Annotated in this window: 18 protein-coding genes; 8 read left to right on the top strand and 10 right to left on the bottom strand. The window is 72.9% G+C overall.

Annotated features, from left to right (window positions below; translation table 11 throughout):
* The first annotated feature begins 89 nt into the window (after positions 1–89).
* From ABT170_RS04850 to ABT170_RS04830, 5 genes are read left to right on the top strand one after another with little or no spacing between them, the layout of a single operon-like run.
* Entirely contained in the window at positions 90–1967 is a 1878-nt protein-coding gene (locus ABT170_RS04850; RefSeq protein WP_329945366.1) for an ABC transporter substrate-binding protein, read from the top strand.
* 3 nt (positions 1968–1970) lie between these two features.
* Positions 1971–3062, top strand: coding sequence for an ABC transporter permease (locus ABT170_RS04845; protein ID WP_329945365.1), 1092 nt, complete (start codon positions 1971–1973; stop codon positions 3060–3062).
* Positions 3059–3979: an ABC transporter permease gene (locus tag ABT170_RS04840; RefSeq protein ID WP_329945364.1), complete on the top strand. Its 921-nt coding sequence runs from the start codon at positions 3059–3061 to the stop codon at positions 3977–3979. Before ABT170_RS04845 ends, ABT170_RS04840 begins: the two co-directional genes overlap by 4 nt.
* Complete coding sequence (locus ABT170_RS04835; RefSeq protein ID WP_329945363.1) at positions 3976–5127, top strand: ABC transporter ATP-binding protein; 1152 nt, start codon at positions 3976–3978, stop codon at positions 5125–5127. The genes ABT170_RS04840 and ABT170_RS04835 overlap by 4 nt, the downstream gene beginning before the upstream one ends.
* Positions 5124–6125, top strand: coding sequence for an oligopeptide/dipeptide ABC transporter ATP-binding protein (locus tag ABT170_RS04830; protein ID WP_329945362.1), 1002 nt, complete (start codon positions 5124–5126; stop codon positions 6123–6125). Before ABT170_RS04835 ends, ABT170_RS04830 begins: the two co-directional genes overlap by 4 nt.
* Positions 6126–6230: 105 nt before the next feature.
* Here the strand turns inward: ABT170_RS04830 and ABT170_RS04825 are convergent, their stop codons facing one another.
* The 10 genes from ABT170_RS04825 to rimP form a co-directional block, all read right to left on the bottom strand.
* A complete protein-coding gene (locus ABT170_RS04825) occupies positions 6231–7400 on the bottom strand; it encodes an XdhC family protein (RefSeq protein WP_351864057.1) in 1170 nt (389 codons plus the stop codon).
* 100 nt (positions 7401–7500) lie between these two features.
* On the bottom strand, positions 7501–8457 hold the full coding sequence (locus ABT170_RS04820; RefSeq protein WP_351864054.1) for a bifunctional riboflavin kinase/FAD synthetase: 957 nt from the start codon (positions 8455–8457) through the stop codon (positions 7501–7503).
* 43 nt (positions 8458–8500) lie between these two features.
* Positions 8501–12226: a trypsin-like peptidase domain-containing protein gene (locus tag ABT170_RS04815; protein WP_351864051.1), complete on the bottom strand. Its 3726-nt coding sequence runs from the start codon at positions 12224–12226 to the stop codon at positions 8501–8503.
* Between the two features lie 227 nt (positions 12227–12453).
* Positions 12454–13356 (bottom strand): tRNA pseudouridine(55) synthase TruB, encoded by a 903-nt coding sequence (gene truB, locus ABT170_RS04810; RefSeq protein ID WP_329945358.1) that lies wholly within the window; start codon positions 13354–13356, stop codon positions 12454–12456.
* Positions 13353–13841, bottom strand: coding sequence for a 30S ribosome-binding factor RbfA (gene rbfA, locus ABT170_RS04805; protein ID WP_329945357.1), 489 nt, complete (start codon positions 13839–13841; stop codon positions 13353–13355). Before rbfA ends, truB begins: the two co-directional genes overlap by 4 nt.
* A 37-nt stretch (positions 13842–13878) precedes the next feature.
* Positions 13879–14172, bottom strand: coding sequence for a DUF503 domain-containing protein (locus ABT170_RS04800; RefSeq protein WP_329945356.1), 294 nt, complete (start codon positions 14170–14172; stop codon positions 13879–13881).
* A gap of 172 nt (positions 14173–14344) precedes the next feature.
* The gene (infB, locus tag ABT170_RS04795) at positions 14345–17473 is read right to left on the bottom strand and encodes a translation initiation factor IF-2 (protein ID WP_351864047.1); all 3129 of its coding nucleotides are present in this window, start codon (positions 17471–17473) and stop codon (positions 14345–14347) included.
* A gap of 140 nt (positions 17474–17613) precedes the next feature.
* Positions 17614–17901, bottom strand: a complete 288-nt coding sequence (locus ABT170_RS04790; RefSeq protein ID WP_266924424.1) for a YlxR family protein — start codon at positions 17899–17901, stop codon at positions 17614–17616.
* 113 nt (positions 17902–18014) lie between these two features.
* On the bottom strand, positions 18015–19055 hold the full coding sequence (nusA, locus tag ABT170_RS04785; protein WP_266924422.1) for a transcription termination factor NusA: 1041 nt from the start codon (positions 19053–19055) through the stop codon (positions 18015–18017).
* Positions 19056–19057: 2 nt separating this feature from the next.
* Complete coding sequence (gene rimP, locus ABT170_RS04780) at positions 19058–19564, bottom strand: ribosome maturation factor RimP (protein WP_266924420.1); 507 nt, start codon at positions 19562–19564, stop codon at positions 19058–19060.
* A gap of 177 nt (positions 19565–19741) precedes the next feature.
* Here rimP and ABT170_RS04775 point away from each other — a divergent pair, with 177 nt between their 5' ends.
* From ABT170_RS04775 to ABT170_RS04765, 3 genes are read left to right on the top strand one after another with little or no spacing between them, the layout of a single operon-like run.
* Positions 19742–20266 (top strand): hypothetical protein, encoded by a 525-nt coding sequence (locus ABT170_RS04775; protein WP_351864042.1) that lies wholly within the window; start codon positions 19742–19744, stop codon positions 20264–20266.
* Complete coding sequence (locus ABT170_RS04770) at positions 20263–20772, top strand: ferritin-like domain-containing protein (protein WP_329945353.1); 510 nt, start codon at positions 20263–20265, stop codon at positions 20770–20772. Before ABT170_RS04775 ends, ABT170_RS04770 begins: the two co-directional genes overlap by 4 nt.
* Positions 20773–20802: 30 nt before the next feature.
* Positions 20803–21729, top strand: a complete 927-nt coding sequence (locus tag ABT170_RS04765; RefSeq protein WP_329945352.1) for an aminoglycoside phosphotransferase family protein — start codon at positions 20803–20805, stop codon at positions 21727–21729.
* Positions 21730–21794: the final 65 nt, after the last annotated feature.

The following is a 21794-nucleotide window of genomic DNA, read 5'->3' as shown; positions in this document are numbered from 1 at the left end:
ACCGCTGATAAACCTTCGCATCACCAGTTGACGAACAAGAGATCTACCCGCCCTTCTCCATGCGAGTCATGACGCGAGGTCCACGTCCCATGGTCACAAGAGTTCCACCACGCTCCTCCCGGCCACGTCGCCGTATGCGCGTCCTCCTGGCCTCCGGCGCCGCCGCACTGGCGCTCGCCGCCGGATCGGTCGTCCCCGGGAATCCCCTCACACCCGCGCCCTCGCAGGCGCGGGCCGCCGACAGCGGCAAGACCACCCTCACGGTCGCCGTCGCGCAGAGCGTCGACTCCCTGAGCCCGTTCCTCGCGCAGCGCCTGGTCAGCACGAGTGTCTCCCGGCTCATGTACGACTACCTGACGAACTATGACCCCAAGGACAACCACGCGATCCCGGCGCTCGCGACCAAGTGGGAGCCCTCCGCGGACAAGCTGACCTGGACGTACACGATCCGGTCGGACTCGAAGTGGTCGGACGGGCAGCAGGCCACCGCCGAGGACGCCGCGTGGACCTTCAACAAAATAATGACCGACGAGGGCGCTGCCACCTCCAACGGCAACTTCGTGAGCAACTTCAAGAAGGTGACCGCGCCCAGTGCGGACAAGCTGGTCATCGAACTGAAGCAGCCGCAGGCCACGATGGCCGCGCTCGATGTGCCGATCGTCCCCCAGCACGTCTGGGAGAAGGTCTCCGACTTCTCCAAGTTCAACAACGACACCGAGTTCCCGATCGTCGGGAACGGTCCGTTCATCCTCACGGACTACAAGGTCGACAGCTATGTGAAGCTGAAGGCCAACAAGGACTTCTGGCGTGGCGCGCCGAAGTTCGACGAGGTCGTCTTCCGCTACTACAAGGACCAGGACGCGGCCGTCGCCGCCCTGCGCAAGGGTGAGGTCTCCTTCGTCGCGGGCAGCCCCAGCCTGACCCCCGCCCAGTCGGCCTCCCTCAAGAACGCCGAGAACATCAAGGTGAACGACGCGCCCGGCAGGCGCTTCTACGCCCTCGCCGTCAACCCGGGCGCCCGTACCAAGGACGGCAAGAAGTTCGGCGACGGCCACCCCGCGCTGCTCGACCAGAAGGTGCGCCAGGCGCTCTTCATGGCCGTCGACCGCAGGACCATCATCGACAAGGTCTTCCAGGGCCACGCCGTGGAGGGCGAGGGCTACATCCCGCCGCGCTTCGCCGACTACTTCTGGAAGCCCGCCGACGGCCAGAAGCTGGCGTACGACCCGGCCGGGGCGGGGGCCCTGCTCGACGAGGCCGGGTACAAGAAGAACAGCGGCGGCAAGCGCGTCGGCAAGGACGGCAAGCCGCTCGGCTTCCGGATCCTGTGCCATGCCACCGACCCGAACGACAAGGCGGTCGGCAAGTACCTCCAGGAGTGGTGGGGCGGCCTGGGCATCGGGCTGAAGGTCGACTGCATCGACAACGTCTCCGACCCCTGGTACGCCGGTGAGTACGACCTCGCCTTCGACGGCTGGTCCGTCAACCCGGACCCCGACTTCGTGATGTCGATCCACACCTGCGCCGCGCTGCCGTCCAAGCCGAAGGAGTCGGCCGCCACCGACAACTTCATCTGCGACAAGCAGTACGACGGGCTCTACGACCAGCAACTGGCCGAGTACGACCCGGCCAAACGGGCTGATCTGGTCAAGCGGATGGAGTCACGGCTGTACGACACCGGGTACATGAACGTCATGGCGTACCCGAATGCCGTCGAGGCCTACCGCACCGACCAGATCAAGTCGATCACGACCATGCCCTCGGACGCGGGCAACATCTACGGCCAGGACGGTTACTGGAGCTGGTGGTCCGCGGTTCCGGCCGCGTCCGCCTCCTCCGGCTCCGGCGACTCCGGTGGCAGCTCCACCGGGGTGCTCATCGGTGTCGGTGTCGCCGTCGTCGTCCTCGCCGGTGGCGGACTGCTGTTCGCCATGCGTCGTCGTTCCACCGCGGAAGACCGTGAATAGTCCATGAGCACAGAAAGCACTCCCGCGCTGCTGAAGGGCGCGGCGGGCGTGGACGGTGCGGAATCCGACGGCCCGGCTCCGGCCGGGCCGTCGGCCCGCGGTCCGCGCTCCCGCAGCACGACCGCCTATCTCCGCTATGTGGCGGGCAAGCTGGCCGGTGCGGCCGTCTCGCTGTTCGCCGTGCTCGTCACCAGCTTCTTCCTGTTCCGGCTGATCCCCGGAGACCCGGTCAAGCAGATGACCGGCGGCCGGCAGGTGTCCACGGAGCAGATCGCCGCGATGCGCCGCGAGTTCGGTCTGGACCTGCCGCTCTGGCAGCAGTTCACCGACTACTGCGGCAAGGCGCTCACCGGGGACTTCGGTACGTCGTACCAGTTCCGCGCCCCCGTGATCGACAAGATCACCGAGGCGCTGCCCGCCACCCTGCTGCTCACCGGTACCGCCTTCGTGATCTACACGGTGATCGGCATCTGGCTGGGTGCCCGGTCCGCCTGGCGCAACGGTTCCGTCGGGGACCGCACCCATACGGCCTTCGCACTGACGCTCTACTCGGTGCCCTCGTTCTGGCTCGGTCTGCTCCTGATCATCACGCTGTCGGTGGGCATCGGCCCGATCCCCGGGCTCTTCCCGACCGGAGGCATGGAGTCCGGCAACACGAGCGGCTTCGACTACGTCCTCGACGTCGCCCACCACATGGTGCTGCCGGTCATCACCCTCGTCGCCGTCGAGTACGCGCGCACCCTGCTGGTGATGCGTTCCTCGCTGCTCGACGAGATGGGCAGCGACTATCTGACGACGGCCCGCGCGAAGGGGCTGCGCGACGATCTCGTACGCCGCCGCCACGCCGTGCCCAACGCGATGCTGCCGACCGTGACCCTGCTCTTCGTGAACCTGGGCACCACGGTCGCGGGCGCCATCCTGGTGGAGACCGTGTTCTCCTGGCCGGGGCTCGGCGGGCTCTTCTACCAGGCGCTGAGCGTGCCCGACCTGCCGCTGGTGCAGGCGCTGTTCTTCGTCTTCGCCGCCGCGGTGATCCTGATGAACACACTCGCCGATGTGATCTATCCGCTGCTCGATCCCCGGGTGGGCCGATGACGACCTCGACCGATGCCGTGAGGAACAGCGGCCCGCGTGCGCTCGCCTGGGCCCGCAGACGCCGTTCGGCGGCGGCCTTCTGGCAGCAGTACCGCAGCCACCGGGCGGGCCTCGTCGGACTCGCCGTACTCGCCCTGATCGCCCTGATCGCGCTGGCCGCCCCGCTGCTCGTGGGCGCCGGCTCCCAGAGCGTCACCCAGGCTCCGGGCGGCCCCCTGGAACCGCCGAGCGGTGAATTCCCCCTGGGGACCGACCAGTTCGGGCGCAGCCTGCTGGCCCTGCTGGTGTGGGGCACCAGGGTCTCGCTGACCGTCGGCCTGCTCGCGGCGTTCCTCTCGGTCGCCATCGGCACCCTGGTCGGGATCACCGCGGGACACTTCAAGGGCTGGTACGGGACCGTCATCATGCGGATCACCGACTGGTTCCTGGTGATGCCGACCCTCGTGCTCGCCATCGCGCTGGCCACGGTCCTGTCGCGGTCCGTCTGGACGACGATCCTGGCGATCGGCGTGACGACCTGGCCGACGACCGCCCGGCTGGTCCGCGCGCAGACGCTGTCCGTCGAGTCCCGGCCCTACATCGAGCGCTCCACGGCGCTCGGGGGCGGCCACGGGCACATCATGTCCCGCCATGTGCTGCCCAACGTCATGCCGCTGGTGCTCGCCCAGACCACCCTGGTGATCTCCACCGCCATCCTCACCGAGGCGACCCTCGCCTTCCTCGGGCTCAGCGATCCCACGATCGTCTCCTGGGGCGGGCTGCTCCAGGACGCCCGTGAGGCCGGCGCGGTCAGCTCCGGCAACTGGTGGTACCTCGCTCCGCCCGGACTCGCCATCGCGGTCGTCGCCCTCGCGTTCACGCTGTGCGGCCGCACCATCGAGACCGTGCTCAACCCCAAGCTGGGGGTGTCCCGTTGACCACCACGACGACCGTCACGAAGAAACCCGCGACCGGGCCGCCGCTGCTCGAAGTCAGGGACCTGCGGGTCACCTACGGCTCCGGAGCCCTCGCCGTGCCCGCCGTGCGCGGCATCGACCTGCGCGTCGAGGCGGGCCAGAAGCTCGGCATCGCCGGGGAGTCCGGGTGCGGGAAGTCGACGCTGGCCCTCGCCCTGCTGCGGCTGCTGCCCGCGTCGGCCACCCTGTCGGGCGAGATCCTGCTGGACGGTGAGGATGTCCTCACCATGAAGTGGGGCCGGCTGCGGGCGGTGCGCTGGGCCGGGGCGTCGATCGTCTTCCAGGGCGCGATGCACTCGCTCAACGCCGTGCACCGCGTCGGGGACCAGATTGCCGAACCGATCCTGCTGCACCGGAAGGCCACCCCCGCCGCCGCCCGGAAGCGGGCCGGTGAGCTGCTGGAACAGGTGGGGCTGCCGGCCGCCCGCGCGCAGGCCTATCCGCACGAGCTGTCCGGCGGCCAGCGCCAGCGCGTGATGATCGCGATGGCCCTGGCCTGCGACCCGCGTCTGATCGTCGCGGACGAGCCGACCACGGCGCTCGATGTGATGATCCAGGCGCAGATCCTGCGGCTGATCGAGCAGCTCGTCGCCGACCAGGACGTCGGGCTGATCATGATCAGCCACGACCTGGCGGTGCTCTCCGACACCTGCGACCGGCTGTCGGTGATGTACGCGGGCCGGATCGTCGAGGAGGGCCCGGCCAAGCAGGTGTACGAGAGCGCCCGCCACCCGTACGGCAAGGCGCTGTCGGCCGCCTTCCCCAGGATCGGTGACCTCTCCTCCCGCCACGCCCCGCGCGGCCTGCCGGGCGACCCGCCGGACCCGGCGGCGCTGCCCTCCGGCTGTACGTTCCATCCGCGGTGCCCGGAGGCGCTGGACTCCTGTGCCACCGCGGACCAGGAGCTGCGGGCCGTCGGGGCCGGGCGCCGGGCGGCCTGTGTGCTGGTGGAACCGGTGGCCGCCGCCCCCGCGCTCGCGGGCGCCGATGCCGGTCCACCGGACGCCGGGCTGCCGGACGTGGAGGCCGCCTCGGCCGGAGCCGAATCCGGCCTGCCGGGGGCACAGCCCGGCCTTCCCGGGGCCGAGGAAGCGAGGAGCACGTCATGACCACCACCACTCCCCTGCTCAGCGCCGAGGCGCTGAAGGTCACCTTCCCCGGCCGGCGCGGCGCCGCCGCGGCGCGCGCCGTGGACGGCGTCGACCTCGATATCCGGGCGGGCGAGATCGTGGCCCTGGTCGGCGAGTCGGGCTGCGGCAAGACGACCCTGGCCCGCTCCCTGCTGGGCCTGGTGGCGCCCAGCTCCGGCCGGGTCACCTTCGACGGCACCCCGCTGGACTACTCGGGCCGTGCCCTCAAGGCGTACCGCAAGCGTGTACAGCTGGTCCTCCAGGACCCCAGCGGCTCGCTCAATCCCCGGCACACGGTGTACGACGCGGTGGCGGAGGGGCTGCGCATCCACGGGTACGCGGGCGACGAGCGGGCCGCGGTGGCCCGGGCTCTGTCCCTGGCGGGGCTGCGGCCCCCCGAGCGCTTCTTCCTGCGCTACCCGCACGAGCTGTCCGGCGGCCAGCGCCAGCGCGTCGTCATCGCGGGCGCACTCGTCCTGGAACCCGAACTGATCGTCGCCGACGAACCGGTGGCCTCGCTGGACGCGTCGGTGCGCGGCGAGATCCTGGCCCTGCTGCTGCGGCTGCGCGACGAACTGGGGCTCTCCGCGCTGGTCGTCACGCACGATCTGGGTCTGGCGTGGAACATCGCGGACCGGGTGGCCGTGATGTATCTGGGCCGGATCGTCGAGACGGGCCCGGTGGAGCAGATCCTGACGTCGCCTCAGCATCCGTACACCAAGGCCCTGTTGTCGGTGCTGCCGGACGCGGAGGGGGAGCCGGTGATTCTGACCGGGGAGCCGCCGGACCCGTCGAAGGTGCCGTCGGGCTGCCGGTTCCACGTCCGCTGCCAGGTCCTGGCCTCGGGCGAGGCCGAACGGGCGGGGGTGGCGGACGCCTGCCGTACGAGGGATCTGCCGGTGCTGGACGGGGGCGACGCCACCCAGGTGGCCTGCCACTGGGCCGCCGCGGTCCCGAAGACGCCGGTCCCGGGCTGACGCGTCCGTCCCGGGCTGACCGCGCCGGTCCCGGCCTGACACGTCCGCCCCGGCCTGACCGGCGTCCTGCCCGACCGGCGCTCCGGCCGGCGCTCCGGCCCGCCCTCAGCCGCAGGACGGGCCGGGTGCCCCGTGGTGGATGGAGCCCGCCAGTTCGCCCAGGGGGCGGCCCGTGCCGCCCCAGCGGTGCTGGATGATCTCGGCCGCGATCGAGACGGCCGTCTCCTGCGGGGTGCGGGCCCCGAGGTCGAGGCCGACGGGTGAGGCGAGGCGGGCCAGTTCCGCCTCGCCCACCCCGGCCTCGCGCAGCCGGGCGGTCCGGTCGCGGTGGGTGCGGCGGCTGCCCATGACCCCGATGTAGGCGGCGGGCGTCCGCAGCGCGGCGACGAGCAGCGGCACATCGAACTTCGGGTCGTGCGTCAGCACACAGATGACCGTGCGGGCGTCGACCGGGGTCGATTCGAGGTACGTGTGCGGCCAGGCGCGGACGACCTCGTCGGCGGACGGGAAGCGCTCCCGGGTGGCGAAGGCCGGGCGGGCGTCGCAGACCGTGACCCGGTAGCCGAGGAACGAACCGATACGCGCGGTGGCCGCCGCGTGGTCGATGGCGCCGAAGACGAGCATGCGCGGCGGCGGGGCGTACGTCTGGACGAAGACGGACACCTCCTGCATCCGGCGCTGGCCCCGCGCCCCGTACCGCTGCACCCCGGTGGCCCCCTGGGCCAGCAGCCCGCGGGCGTCGTCGGTGACCGCCGCGTCGAGCCCCTCGGCGCCGAGCGAACCCGCCGTACGGTCCGCCAGGACCACCAGGAGGTCCCCGGCCCCCAGGCCTCCCGGAACCGGGTCCGGGTCCGGGCCCAGGTCCGGAACCGGGTCCGCTCGCGGCAGGACCGTCGCCACCGCCACCGGTTCACCGGCCGCGACGAGGTCCATCACCGTACGCAGCCGGTCGCGGTCCGCGGCCGAGGTGTAGGCGCGCACCAGGACCTCGATCGTGCCGCCGCAGGTCAGACCGGCCCCGAGGGCCTCGTCGTCGCTGATCCCGTAGGACCGCAGCCGCGGCCGGCCGGAGGCGAGCACCTCGCCGGCCACCTCGTACACATCGCTCTCGACGCAGCCCCCGGAGACGCTGCCCGCCACCGCGCCCTCGGAGCCGACCGCCATCGCGGCCCCGGGGCCCCGGGGCGCGCTGCCGTGGACGGCGACGACGGTCGCCAGGGCGAAGGGCGTACCGGCCGTGAGCCAGTCGCGGAGTTCGGGCAGGATGTCGCGCACCCTGCAAGCATCCGCCGTCCGCCGCAGGACCGCGCGACGACGGGCGGACACCGGGCACGGACGCGGAGGCCCGCGTCGGGCCGGTGCCCGGCGCCCGGCGTCAGGCGTTGCGCTCGTACGCCTCGATCAGCTCGCTGCACCGCTTCACATCGGCGGCCATGGCCACCAGGAGGTCGTCGACCGAGTCGAACTTCAGCATCCCGCGCACATACGCGAGGAAGTCCACGGCGACATGCAGCCCGTACAGCTCCAGGCCCACACGGTCGATCGCGTACGCCTCGACGGTCCGCTCGGTGGCGTCGAACTGCAGATTCGTCCCCACGGAGATCGCGGCGGGCATCGACTCGCCGTTCACCTGGAGCCAGCCCGCGTAGACGCCGTCGGCGGGGATCGCGGTGTGCGGCAGCGTCTCCACGTTCGCCGTCGGGAAGCCCAGCTCACGGCCGCGCTGCGCACCGCGCACCACGATGCCCTCGACGCGGTGCGGCCGGCCGAGGATCTCGGCGGCGCCCGCCACATCGCCCTCGGCGACCAGCCGGCGGGTGAGGGTGGAGGAGAACGGCTGACCGCCGCCGGCCTCACCGCTCACATAGAGGTCGATGACCTCGACGGTGTAGTCGTAGGTGGCGCCCATCTCGGTGAGCAGCGTCACGTTCCCCGCCGCCTTGTGGCCGAAACGGAAGTTCGGTCCTTCGATGACGGCCTGTGCGTGCAGTTTGTCGACCAGCACCTTCACGATGAAGTCGGTGGGCGACAGCTTCGAGAACTCGGCCGTGAACGGCAGGATCAGCACCGCGTCCACCCCCAGCTCCGCCATCAGCTCGGCGCGACGGTGGTGCGGGGCCAGCAGTGGCGGGTGGCTGCCGGGGCGGACGACCTCGCTGGGGTGCGGGTCGAAGGTCACGACGACGGACGGAACGCCCAGCTCGCGCGCCCGTTCCACGGCCCGGCCGATGATCAGCTGGTGCCCGCGGTGCACTCCGTCGTAGGAGCCGATGGTGACGACGCTGCGTCCCCAGTCCTGGGGGATGTCCTCCAAGCCACGCCAGCGCTGCACTGTGACCGCTCCTCGCCCGAACCTGTGTACGTGTGTATGTCGATTACGCAGGTCTAAGACTGCCATGCTCACGTCCCGCGACCCGCATCGGCATCGGCATCGCGGGCCGCGACGCCTCCAGCGCCTCCACGGTCCGCCGGGTGCTCGGCCCCACCACGGCCGCCCATTCCTGCGGGGCGTCGCTCAGCCATCCGATGACCAGGGCGGCGAACCCGGGCACGTCCCGGGCGAGTTCGACGAGCCGCCGGTCGAAGCGGGCGGCACCCTCCGGTGTGCGCACCAGCAGTATGCCGGTGCGGTGGACCAGCGCTCTCGTGCGTACCTCGGGCCGGCTCCCGCAGCCCGCCGCGGCGGCCCGCAGCAGCGCGTCCAGTACCTCCGGGTCCCGCCCCCGGTCCTGCTCGAACTCCAGCAGGACCTCCAGCAGCTCGGCCCGCAGCGGCCGGGAGTCGGCGCTCCCCGGACCCGCGAGCACGCCGGCGAGCGCCCCGCGCACGACGGGCGGCGCGGGCCGGTCGCGGAGCAGCCCGGTCACCAGGGGCAGCAGCAGGGCACGGGCGGCGGCGCCGTGCTCCAGCCGGAGGTCCACGTACCCGGCGACGGGTGTGCCGTCCTCCGGATGGCTGTCGATGTACTCCCGTACGAGTCCCGCGGCGTGCAGCGCCAGCGCGGGCGTGTCCAGCACGGCCAGCTCCCGCAGCACCTCGCCCGCGCCGTCCCCGGGCCGGGCCAGCCGGGCGCGCAGGGCGGCGAGCACCGGCTGCGGGCGGGCCGGGAAGACCTCCGCCAGCAGTGCCACCGGCAGCCGGGGGTCACCCGCGGCGAAGACCCGCAGGGCCTCGGCGAGGTAGTCGTCCCTGGTCTGCGGATCGCGTACGAGGAGAGTGAGCGCCGCCCCGTGCAGCGCACCGGCGGAGCGGCGGCCCAGCAGTGCGAGCGCGGCGGTGCGCAGCAGGGCCCGGTCGGTGCCGGTGAGCGTCCGCCCCGCGAGCAGCATGGCGTGGTGGGCGGCGGCGGGGTGGCGCGCGGGCCGGTCCCCGTCGCGCGCCCAGCGGGCCACGGCCCGGCAGAGCGCGGCCGGCTCGTCCTCGACGAGGGCGGCGAGGAGTTCGGCGGCCCGGGGGTGGGGCGTCACCACGAGGGCGTCGGTCAGCTCGTCGACGGCCAGGTCCCGGCGGGCGTACAGGAGGGCCTGCGCGGCGGCGGCCACGGTGGGCCGCAGGGGCACGTCCCGGTCGTGGAGCAGCGGGCGTTCGTCGGTGAACCACCGGCACAGCAGCGCCTGCACCGCGGGCGGGTCGACGGCGAGCCGCCGGGCCACGGCGTCCAGATACCGTTCGTCGCCGTCCGCGCGCGGGACCCCGTCGGCGGGCACGAGCCGTCGCAGCAGGTCGATCCGGTCCTCCTCCGGCAGCCGCAGCCGCCGCCAGAACCAGGGCCCGAACTGCGCGTACGCCCCCGGTCCGGCCGCGCCGCCGTCGGCGGACCGCCGGGTGATGCGTCCGGCCAGCACCCGCAGGACGCCGAGATACGGGCGCGCGTCGGGCACGGTGAGCAGCGACTGGCCCAGGAGATGGGCGGCCCACCACGCGGCGTCCTCGTCCGGCCGCGCCTGCCCCTCCTCGGGGGAGAGCCGGTCCAGTGCCTCGATCAGATCGGCCATCCGGTGCGCCAGGGCGGAGGCGCCCTGGCGGCGCCCCAGCAGGAGCATCGCCTGGATCACCGGTCCGATGCGGTGCCTCGGTACGGGCAGGCTGCGGGGCTCCGGTGTCCCGGGGAGCTCCTGGGCCGGCCGGGGCTGCCGGGGCACCTGGAGCGGTGCGGGCTGCCACCGCTGGTCACGCCGGGTCTCGCCCGGCTCGCAGGACCGGGGCTCGCGTGGCTCGGAGGGCCGCCGGGGCTGCTGGTCCCGCTGGGGCCGGCGCGAGCGACGGGGCCGCGGCATGTGCGGTCCGGGGGCCTGCGGGGCGTCGGGCTCCTCCTCCAGGTGCCAGCGGTGGACCAGTGACCGCAGTGCCGCGTCGAGGTCCAGATGCGCGCCCTGCACCCAGTCACCCAGCTCCTCGTGGGCGAAGCGGTAGCCCGCGCCGGCCGGGACCAGGAGTCCCTCGGTCAGGACCGCCGAGGCCCAGCCGGTGCGCCAGGGGAAGATCTCCTCGAACGCCGCCCGGTCCAGCTCGCCCTGGCCCGGCCCCAGACAGCGCCGGGCCGCCTCGTGGACCTGCCCGGCCACCCGGGCGGCCAGCCGGCGCACGGCGGTACCCCGTGGCTGTGGATCGGCCGCCGCCGCGATCCGGACCGCGACGCGGACGCACATGAGGTCGAGGTGGGCGCCGAAGACGTCCTCGGCGCCGGGCCGGCCGGGCACGTCCGGGGGCAGCGCCTCGCGTACCTCGGCGAGCAGCCGCAGGGTGAGCGGGTGCCGTTCGTGGCCCGGGACGAGGGCGCCGGGCGGGATGCCGTACCGCTCGCGGGCGCGTTCGGCCTGGCTCGCGGTCAGGTCGCCCAGCCGCAGCGCGGGCGGCAGCCCCCGGGCGGACCGCGCCGGGCGGTGCAGGGTGTCCGTCGGGTAGAGCGACCCGGCCCGCTCCCAGTGCTCGGGGCGGCAGGCGACGACGAGCCGTGCTCCGTGCTGCCGCAGCCAGCCGGCCGTGCCCGCCGTCCACTCGGCGAGCCGGTGGGCCAGCAGCGGGGGCATCTCCTCGGGGCCGTCGAGCACGACGAGCAGCGGGCGCCCGGCCGCGGCGGCCAGCCCGGCCACCCGCTCGGGGGTGGCCGTCGCCATGTCGCCCCGGGCCCCGGCCGCGGAGACGATCCGTGCGGAACCGGCGAGGGTACGGGCGAGTGCCCCGGCGATGGAGACGTCGTCGGCCAGCAGGTCGGCACCGCGCAGCCACAGGGTGAGCGCGGGGTCCTCGCCGCCGGCCCGGCGGGCGGCCAGGGCGGCGAGTTCCGTGGTGCGGCCGGTGCCGGGCGCCCCGACGAGTCCGAGGACGGTGCCCGTACCCTCCTCGAAGGCGGCGAACTCCGCGTGCACGTCCTCCCGCTCCACCGGTTCGGTACGTGGGTGGGGGCCGCCGGCGGACCCGACCGAGGTCGCGGTGAGCTGGAGGGCACCGGCGAGGTTGAGGTCGCGCCCGTAGCCCGGGACGCCCGACGCGTTGCGCCGCAGCAGAGCGCCGAGCGGGCCCTGCGCGCCCTCGGGGCCGGCCGCGAGCGGCAGGGCGAGCCCGGCGGCCTCGTGGGCGGCGCGCAGGGCGGTGCAGAGCACGCCGAGGACCGCACCGGTCTCCGGGTCCGTCACCGGGCCTCCCACGGCCGCCCCGCCCGAGCGCAGCGCGTCGCGCCCGTCCGTGCCGAGGGCCAGTTCCAGCGCGGCGCCGACCGGATGGCTCAGGCCGCGCTCGGTGTACGTCGCCGGGGACGTACCGAGCACGCGTGCTTCGCGCCAGCCGTGCGCGGCGATGCGTACGTATGTCCCGGCATCGATCCGCTCCCGTGCGGCGATGGGCAGCGGCTCGGCGCCGAGCGCGTCGGGGCCGCCGGTGCGCAGCAGCGCCAGGCCGAGCGCGGGCAGTGCGGTGATGTCGTCGGGGCCGAGCGGGACGCTGCGGCCGTCGCTCCCGTGCAGCACCAGGGGGGCGCCGGAGACGACGGCCCGGTGGCTGGTGACGACCGTCCCGCGGTCGTCCGCGACAAATCCGGTCCCTCGCGGCCGGCCGGCCTGATCGCAGATTCTTACCAGCTTCGACCGGTCCCCGCTGCCCATGCTGCAAACGGTAGGTCGGGAGTGATCGGCGCGAGAAGCGCGAGGTACGAACACGCCCCCTCGTACACCCCTCATTCACTCCGAGCGCCCGTCCATTGGGGTGAATTCGCCGGGCAGGATGGACAGGGCTCAACCCGGGAGGGGGGTCGTGGAGCGGGCATCGGGGGCTGTGCCCGCTCCACGGCAGGACCGGCGGTGGAGCGGGCGGGCCCCGGGGAGAGCGTCCGTCAGGCGAAGACGGCGAGGCTCTTGGCCTTGCCCTTCTGCTCCTCGACGAGCACCAGGAACGTTCCGTCGGGCCCGAAGACCCCGACCGGTCCCGGCGGGAACGCGGGCATGTCGAGCCGGACGCCGTTGAGCAGCAGCCTGGCCCGCTTCTCGTCCACGTCCCAGCGGGGGAACGCGGACGCGGCGGCCTCGGCCACCGGCATCACGGTCAGCTCCTCCTGGTGCGCCTCCAGCGTCCTGGCCGCGTCCAGCCCGTACGGGCCGACCCGGGTGCGCCGCAGCGCCGTGAGGTGCCCGCCCACGCCGAGCCCGGCACCGAGGTCCCGGGCGAGGGCGCGGATGTAGGTACCGGAGGAGCAGACGACGGAGACGACGAGGTCGACGACCGGGGTCCCGTCCTCGGCGACCGCCTCGCGGACGTCGTAGACGTGGAAGGACGAGACGGTCACCGGACGGGCCGGGATCTCGAACTCCTCGCCGCCGCGCACCCGCGCGTAGGAACGCTTGCCGTCGATCTTGATGGCACTGACCTTGGACGGCACCTGCATGATCGCGCCGGTCAGCGCGGCGACCCCGGCGTCGATGCCCTCCCTCGTCACGCCCGAGGCATCGGTGGACGAGGTGATCTCGCCCTCCGCGTCGTCGGTGACGGTGTCCTGTCCGAGCCGGATCGTGCCGAGGTACTCCTTCTCGGTCAGCGCGAGGTGGCCCAGGAGCTTGGTGGCCTTCTCGACGCCGAGCACGAGCACACCGGTCGCCATCGGGTCGAGCGTGCCCGCGTGCCCGACGCGGCGGGTGCGGGCGATGCCGCGCATCTTGGCGACGACGTCGTGCGAAGTGAAGCCGGACGGCTTGTCGACGATGACAAGGCCGTCCGGCGTCCTGTTGTTCTGCTGTGTCATGCGGAGGCCGAGCCCTCGCTCCCGCCGGGGCGCTCGGGCCCGTCGGACCCCTCGGCTTCGTCCTCGTCCTCCGGCTTGCGGTACGGGTCGGCGTCGCCGGCGTACTTCGCGCCGGTCGACACCTCGCGTACCGCGGCGTCCTTGGCCCGCGCCTTGTCGAGGAGGTCCTCGATGGTGCGGGCGTTGTCCGGCAGGGCGTCCGGGACGAAGGCCAGGGTCGGTGTGAACCGGACCCCGGTCTGCCGGCCGACCTCGGAGCGCAGGACGCCCTTGGCGCTCTCCAGCGCCGCGGCGGAGGCCGCGCGCTCCTCGTCGTCGCCGTAGACCGTGTAGAAGACCGTGGCCTCCCGCAGGTCGCCGGTGACACGGGCGTCCGTGATCGTCACGAATCCGAGCCGCGGATCCTTGATACGCCGGTCCAGGGTCTCCGCGACCACGACCTGGATGCGATCGGCCAGCTTGCGGGCCCGCGCGTTGTCGGTCACCGGTCCGTCACTCTTCCTTCTGGTTTTTGCTTACGGTTCAGTCTTCGTCACTGTGCAGCCGCCGTCGAACCGACAGCAGCTCCACCTCGGGACGCGCGGCGATCAGCCGCTCGCACCGGTCCAGTACGTCCGTGAGGTGTCCGGTGTCCCCGGAGACCACGGCAAGGCCGATCTCGGCCCTGCGATGGAGATCCTGCCCGCCGGTCTCCGCCGCACTCACCGCGTACTTGCGGTGCAGTTCGGCGACGATCGGACGGACGATGGAGCGTTTCTCCTTCAACGACCGTACGTCGCCGAGGAGCAGATCGAAGGACAGTGTCCCCACATACATGGATGTCCGGATGTCCCGCCGGTTCGGGTTCGGGTGCCCGGGGGCATCCCCCGGGCCGGCACAGCCGCGCCCTGCCCGCACTCGGCAGGGACATCCAGAACCGTACCGGAACGGCCGGGGCCGATCGACGGAAATATGACCCGTCGACCGGCCCCGACCGTTGAGGTACGGATCAGCCGCGCGGCTTCTCGCGCATCTCGTACGTCGCGATGACGTCGTCGATCTTGATGTCGTTGAAGTTTCCGAGGTTGATACCGCCCTCGAAGCCTTCGCGGATCTCGGTGACGTCGTCCTTGAAGCGGCGCAGACCGGAGATGTTGAGGTTCTCCGCGATGACCTTGCCATCGCGCAGCAGGCGCGCCTTGGTGTTGCGCTTGACCTCGCCGGACCGGACCAGCACACCGGCGATGTTGCCCAGCTTGGACGAGCGGAAGATCTCGCGGATCTCCGCCGTACCGAGCTCGACCTCTTCGTACTCCGGCTTGAGCATGCCCTTGAGGGCCGCTTCGATCTCTTCGATCGCCTGGTAGATGACCGAGTAGTACCGGACGTCCACACCTTCGCGCTCGGCCATCTGCGCGGCACGCCCGGCGGCGCGCACGTTGAAGCCGATCACGATGGCGTCGGAGCCGGTCGCCAGGTCGATGTCCGACTCGGTGACCGCACCCACACCGCGGTGCAGGACCCGGATGTCGACCTCTTCACCGACGTCGAGCTGGAGCAGCGAGGACTCGAGAGCCTCCACCGAACCGGACGCGTCGCCCTTGATGATGAGGTTGAGTTCCTGGACCAGACCGGCCTTGAGCGCCTCGTCCAGGTTCTCCAGGGAGAACCGGACACCCTTGCGGGCGAAGTTGGCGTTGCGCTCACGGGCGGCACGCTTCTCGGCGATCTGACGGGCCGTACGGTCCTCGTCGACGACCAGGAAGTTGTCGCCGGCGCCCGGGACATTGGTGAGACCCAGCACGAGGACGGGGGTCGAGGGACCCGCTTCCTCGACGTTCTCGCCCTTGTCGTCGAGCATCGCGCGGACACGGCCGTACGCGTCGCCGACGACCATCGTGTCGCCGACCCGCAGCGTGCCTCGCTGGACCAGGACGGTCGCGACGGCACCGCGGCCGCGGTCGAGGTGGGACTCGATCGCGATGCCCTGCGCGTCCTGCTCCGGGTTGGCCCGCAGGTCGAGCGAGGCGTCGGCGGTGAGGACGACGGCCTCCAGCAGTGCCTCGATGTTGAGGCCCTGCTTCGCGGAGATGTCGACGAACATCGTGTCGCCGCCGTACTCCTCGGCCACCAGACCGAACTCGGTGAGCTGACCGCGCACCTTGGTCGGGTCGGCACCCTCGACGTCGATCTTGTTGACCGCGACCACGATCGGCACCTCGGCCGCCTTGGCGTGGTTCAGCGCCTCGATCGTCTGGGGCATCACACCGTCGTTGGCCGCCACCACGAGGATCGCGATGTCGGTCGACTTCGCACCACGTGCACGCATGGCGGTGAACGCCTCGTGACCCGGGGTGTCGATGAAGGTGATCCGGCGGTCCTCGCCGTTGACCTCGGAGGAGACCTGGTACGCACCGATGTGCTGCGTGATCCCGCCGGCCTCGCCCGCGACGACATTCGTCTTGCGGATCGCGTCCAGCAGTCGGGTCTTGCCGTGGTCGACGTGACCCATGACGGTCACGACCGGCGGACGGGAGACCAGGGCCTCTTCGCCGCCCTCGTCCTCGCCGAACTCGATGTCGAAGGACTCGAGCAGCTCGCGGTCCTCCTCCTCGGGGCTGACGATCTCCAGGACGTAGTTCATCTCGTCCGCGAGGAGCCGCAGCGTCTCGTCGGAGACGGACTGCGTGGCCGTGACCATCTCGCCGAGGTTCATCATCACGGCGACGAGCGACGCCGGGTTGGCGTTGATCTTCTCCGCGAAGTCGGTGAGGGAGGCACCGCGCGACAGCCGGACAGCCTGTCCGTTGCCGCGGGGCAGCATGACGCCGCCGACCGACGGGGCCTGCATGGCCTCGTACTCCTGGCGCCTCTGCCGCTTCGACTTACGGCCACGACGCGCCGGACCGCCGGGACGGCCGAACGCACCCTGTGTGCCACCACGGCCACCGGGGCCGCCGGGACGGCCACCGAAGCCGGGACGACCGCCGAAGCCGCCGCCACCGCCGGGACGACCGGCACCGCCGCCGCCACCCGGACCACCGGGACGGCCGGCGAACCCGCCGCCACCGCCACCGGGACCGGCCGGACGGCCCGCGAAGCCGCCGCCACCGGGACGACCGCCGCCGCCACCGCCACCGCCGGGACGACCGCCACCGCCGCCGGGACCACGGCCACCGCCGGGGCCACCGCCGGGACGCGGACCCGCAGCGGGACGCTGCGGCATCATGCCGGGGTTCGGACGGTTACCCGCGGGGCCGCCGCCGGGGCGGGGAGCCTGCGGACGGGGCATGCCGCCCGGAGAGGGACGTGCGCCACCCTGACCCTGGGGACGCGGGGCGCCGCCGGGGCCACTGCCCTGCGGGCGCGGGGCGCCGGGGCGCTCCTGACCGCCACCGGGGCGCGGGGCACCGCCGGGACGGGGCGCCTGGGGGCGCGCCATGCCGGTGGAACCGCCGGAGGTGAAGGGGTTGTTGCCCGGACGGGGACCGGCCGGACGGGCGCCGCCGGGGCGCGGGGCGCCCTGGCCCGCGGGACGTGCGGGGCGGTCTCCGCCACGCTCGCCACCACGGCCGCCGTCACGCTGACCACCGTCGCGGCCACCGTCACGCTGACCGCCGGCCGGAGCCGGGCGGGAGGCGGGACGCGGGCCGGGGGTGGCGCCTGCGGGACGGGGGGACTGCTGCGCGGGCGCGGCCGGCTGGGCCGGAGCCGGTGCCGAGAACTCGGCAGCGGGGACCGGAGTCACCGGGGCGGGCTTGGGCGCGGGCTTCGGGCCCGGACGCGGGCCCGCCGACGGGGCGCTGCTCGCGGGGGTGCTGCTCGCGGGGGCCTCGGCGGCGGCCGGCTTGGGGGCCGGGGCGCCGGGCTTCGGGGCAGCGGGACGTGCCGCAGCGGCCGGGGAGGGCGCCGCGGGCTTTGCGGGCGCGGCCTTGCGGGGCGCGCCGGGCTTGGCAGCGGACTTGCCGGCGTTGCCGCCGGGCCCCTGCAGTGCGTCAGTCAACTTGCGTACAACCGGCGCCTCGATCGTCGAGGACGCCGAACGGACGAATTCACCGAGTTCTTGGAGCTTGGCCATGACGACCTTGCTCTCGACGCCGAACTCCTTGGCGAGTTCGTATACCCGGACCTTAGCCACTTCGCTCCTTTTAGGTCCGGGTTACCGCCGGACCGTCGCTACTTCATGGGCGTACTCATCGCGTACTCATCGAGTGCTCATCGCAATCTCGACCTACTTCCAACTCGCGAGGTACCTGACCGCACGGGGACCCGTGCCGTTCACTTTTCTTGCGGTGTCACCCGCTCGACGAACCGCCGCAGCGCGGCGGAGTCGAACGGCCCCTCGGCCTTGAAGGCCCGGGGGAATGCCCGGCGGCGAACCGCCAGGTCGAGACAGACAGATGCGGGGTGCAGATAAGCACCCCGGCCGGGCAGCGTACCGCGTGGATCAGGGGCGCAGGCGCCCTCGTCCACCACGATGCGCAGCAGCTCGCTCTTGGCCGCTCGCTCCCGGCATCCCACGCAGGTTCGCTCGGGGCAAGCGCGGGCTTGCGTCCGGCCAGACACGGTTAAGTCTACCTCCCCGTACCGACCTCACCCCTGTGGGGCAAAAATCGAACGGATGTTGTCGTGATCTCAGTGGCTTGCCACCCAGATCTATTCCTTGGAGCGGCTCCGGGTCAACGCCTTTCCGAGCGCTCCCGGGCCCGCTCGGCCCGCTCGCGGTCCGCGATGTCACGCTCGGCGTCGGTCTCGGTGTCCGGCCGGATGTCGATGCGCCAGCCGGTGAGACGGGCGGCGAGGCGGGCGTTCTGCCCCTCCTTGCCGATCGCCAGCGACAGCTGGTAGTCCGGGACGGTGACCCGTGCGGACCGGGCGCCGAGGTCCACGACCTCGACCTCGCTCACCCGGGCGGGCGACAGGGCGTTGGCGACCATCTCGGCCGGGTCGTCCGACCAGTCCACGATGTCGATCTTCTCGCCGTGCAGCTCGGCCATGACATTGCGCACACGGCCGCCCATCGGGCCGATGCAGGCACCCTTGGGGTTGAGACCGGAACGGGTCGAGCGGACGGCGATCTTGGTGCGGTGACCGGCCTCGCGGGCGATCGCGCAGATCTCGACGGAACCGTCGGCGATCTCCGGGACCTCCAGCGCGAAGAGCTTCTTCACGAGGTTGGGGTGGGTGCGCGAGAGCGTCACGGAGGGACCGCGCACACCCTTGGCGACGCGCACGACGTAGGTGCGCAGGCGCAGGCCGTGGGTGTACTCCTCGCCGGGCACCTGCTCCTGGACCGGCAGGATCGCCTCCAGCTTGCCGATGTCGACCAGGACGTTCTTCGGGTCCTTGCCCTGCTGGACGACGCCGGTGACGACATCGCCCTCGTGGCCCGCGTACTCGCCGAACGTCTTGTCGTCCTCCGCGTCACGCAGCCGCTGCATGATGACCTGCTTGGCGGTGGACGCGGCGATACGGCCGAAGTCGGACGGGGTGTCGTCGAACTCCTTGGGCTCCTGGCCCTCTTCGAGATCGGCCGGGTCCTCCTTGGCCCATACCGTGACATGGCCGGACTCGTCCAGCTTCACCCGCGCACGGCGATGGCTGTGCGGGGTGTGGTGGTAGGCGATGAGGAGGGCCGATTCGATCGCTCCGACGAGCACCTCGAAGGGGATCTCCTTGCTCTGCGCCAAGCCCTTCAGAAGCTTCACATCGATGTCCACGGCTACGCCTCCTCTTCCTTCTTGTCCTTGCGGTTGAATTCGATCTCCACGCGCGCCTTGGCGATGTCGGCGAAGGCGACCCGGCGGGACGTGGGCTTCCGGCCCTTGACGCCCGGCACTTCGAGGTCGAGCCCCTCCTCGTCGACGGCCAGGATGCGCGCGACCAGCTCGTCCTGGTCCGGGCCGGCGGTCAGCCGGAACCTGGCGAGCCTGCCGGTGGCGCGTACGTAGTGGCGGTGCTCGGTCAGCGGGCGGTCGGCGCCCGGCGAGCTCACTTCCAGGACGTACTCGTCCTCGCCCATCACGTCGGTCTCATCGAGCTTCTCGGAGATCTCGCGGCTCAGCTCGGCACAGGTGTCGAGCTCCACGCCCTCCTCGGAATCCACGATGATCCGCAGCACGCGACGCCGGCCTGCCCGGGAAAGCTCGATCTCTTCGAGATCCAGCTGCTTCGCGGCGGCGAGCGGTTCGAGCAGTCCGCGCAGCCTCTCGCTCTGGGTGGTGCTCATCCGGGTGACTCCTCGGCCGCGTGTGCTGTTGTGGGGATCGTCGTGCGTCAGGTCAAAGGGTATCCGGTCCCGAGGGGTGTTGCCGTCCGCCTGCCCCCGCTCCCACGGGTACGCTCGCCTGCGGTGATCACTTCAGGACAGATCCGGTCAGGATCGGCCCAGACTCGAAGGAGAAACGTGCGGCGCACGGGGACGACGCGCAGGGGGGCGCTCACGGCGACGGGCGCTCTGGCGATGGGCGCCGTGCTGGCCGGCTGCGGTGGCGACGGCGGGACCGAGGGCGGCGGGGGCACCGCGCACACCGGCGCACAGGCCGCCGCGGTCCGGGCCGACCGGGCGCTGCGGGCCGCTGCCGTCCGTACCGGCGCCGGGCTGCTCGCCCGGTACGAAGCGGTCGGAAAGGCCCATCCGACGACCGCGGCGGGGCTCGCTCCCCTGCGGGCGGCGACGGAGGAGCATCTGAAGGCCCTTGCGGCGGGCGCCGGGAAGAAGCAGTCGCTCTCCTTCGTCAGGACGCCCCCGGTGGCCGACGCGAGGACCGCGGTGAAGGAGCTGGCCGCGGCGGAACGGCGGGCCGCCGACGCCCACACCACGGCCCTGATGACGGCCGGACCGGAGCTGGCCCGGCTGCTGGCGTCCATCGCGGCGGCGTCCGCGGCGCACGCGTACCTGCTGACCGAACTGGCCAAGGAGACGTCATGAGCACGCAGGCCGGGAAGCCGGACGGGCCCGCGCCCGCCCTGACCGCCGCACTGGCGGCGCTCGCCGCCGAGCACGCCGCGGTCTACGGCTACGGGGTGGTGGGCGGACGGGTCGCCCGCGAGCGCCGCGACGAGGCCACCGCGGCGTACGACGGCCACCGGGCCCGCCGGGACGCGCTGGTGCGCACCGTGCGTGACCTGGGCGGTGCGCCGGTCGCGGCAGCCGCCGCGTACGCTCTGCCGTTCGCGGTGACCGACCCGGCGGACGCGGTGCGGCTCGCCGCGGTGCTGGAGGACCGGGTCGCCGGCGTCTACTCCGATCTCGTGCGCGCCGCCGAGGGGCCGCTGCGCCGGGAGGCGGCGGGAGCCCTGCGCGAGGCCGCCGTGCGAGCGGTGCGCTGGCGGGGCAGCGGCGTAGCCTTTCCTGGGCTTGCCGAGCGGGCCGCCGGCCGCGAACCCGTGGCGACGGCGCCCGTGGAGGCCGCCGGGGCGGACGGGACGCACTGACAGAAGGCTCTGAAAGGGAACAAAAGACGTATGGGTTTCGAACCGCCGCAGCGTCTGGTGCGAGCGCTCGGCGAGACGTACGGCGAGGCTGCCGCCGCCGACTGGCTCGGGCAGAAGCTCCCCGCACTCACCGCGGAGGCACTGACCGGCAACGGACGGGAGCTGTCCGTCGAACGGGTGGTCGCCCCCGGCGGGCGCAGCAGTCTGGTCCTGCTGGTGCGGCGGCCCGACGGAACCCCGGCCGTGCTGAAGATCGCCCCGCCCTGCGCCTCGCCCGAACAGGAGCGGGCGGCGCTGGCGCACTGGGACGGCTGGGGCGCGGTACGGCTCCTGGACCTTCCGGGCGCCGGGGCGGACCCGGCCGGCGGGCTGCTGCTGGAGCGGCTGCACCACGAGGTGTCGCTGCGTTCGCTGCCGGAGGCGAAGGCCCTGCTGGAGGCGGCGGGCACGGTGCGGCGGCTGTGGGTCGAACCGCCCGCCGGGCATCCTTTCGAGACGGTCGCCGAGCGGACCGCACGTCAGGCCGGGCCGATGCGCGAGGCCGCCGAGGCGGACCCGGTGCTGGCCCCGCTCGTCTCCGCGGCGCTGGCCGCCCGCGCGGAGCTGGTCGCCCACTCCCCCGAACTCCTGCTGCTGCACGGAAACTTCCGCCAGAGCAAGGTGCTCTCCGGTGAGCGCGCGCCCTGGCTGACGGTGGGTCCCGAACCGCTCGTGGGTGAGCGCGCCTACGACCTGGCGCGGCTGGTCCGTGACCGGGTGGAGGACCTGATCGCCTCGCCCGGCGGCCCCGTGACGGCACGCCGGAGGGTCAAGAAGCTCGCGGAGTCGCTGGAAGTGCCGCAGGAGCGGCTGCACGGCTGGACGCTGTTCCGGGCGGTGGAGTCGGGCACCCGGGCGCTGGCCGAGGGCCGGCGGCAGACGGGCGAGCTGACGCTGGAGTTCGCGGGCTGGCTGTGAGGCGCTCCCGTCGTCCCCGGCGGTGTCCGCGAGAGGACGTCCCCGGCCCCCCGGACACCCGTCGG

Origin of the sequence: Streptomyces sp. NPDC001787 (genome assembly GCF_040297465.1) — a bacterium.
In the GTDB taxonomy this organism is placed as follows: Bacteria; Actinomycetota; Actinomycetes; order Streptomycetales; family Streptomycetaceae; genus Streptomyces.
Note: the sequence above shows the minus strand (reverse complement) of the source record. Positions and strands in the feature narration are given on the sequence as shown.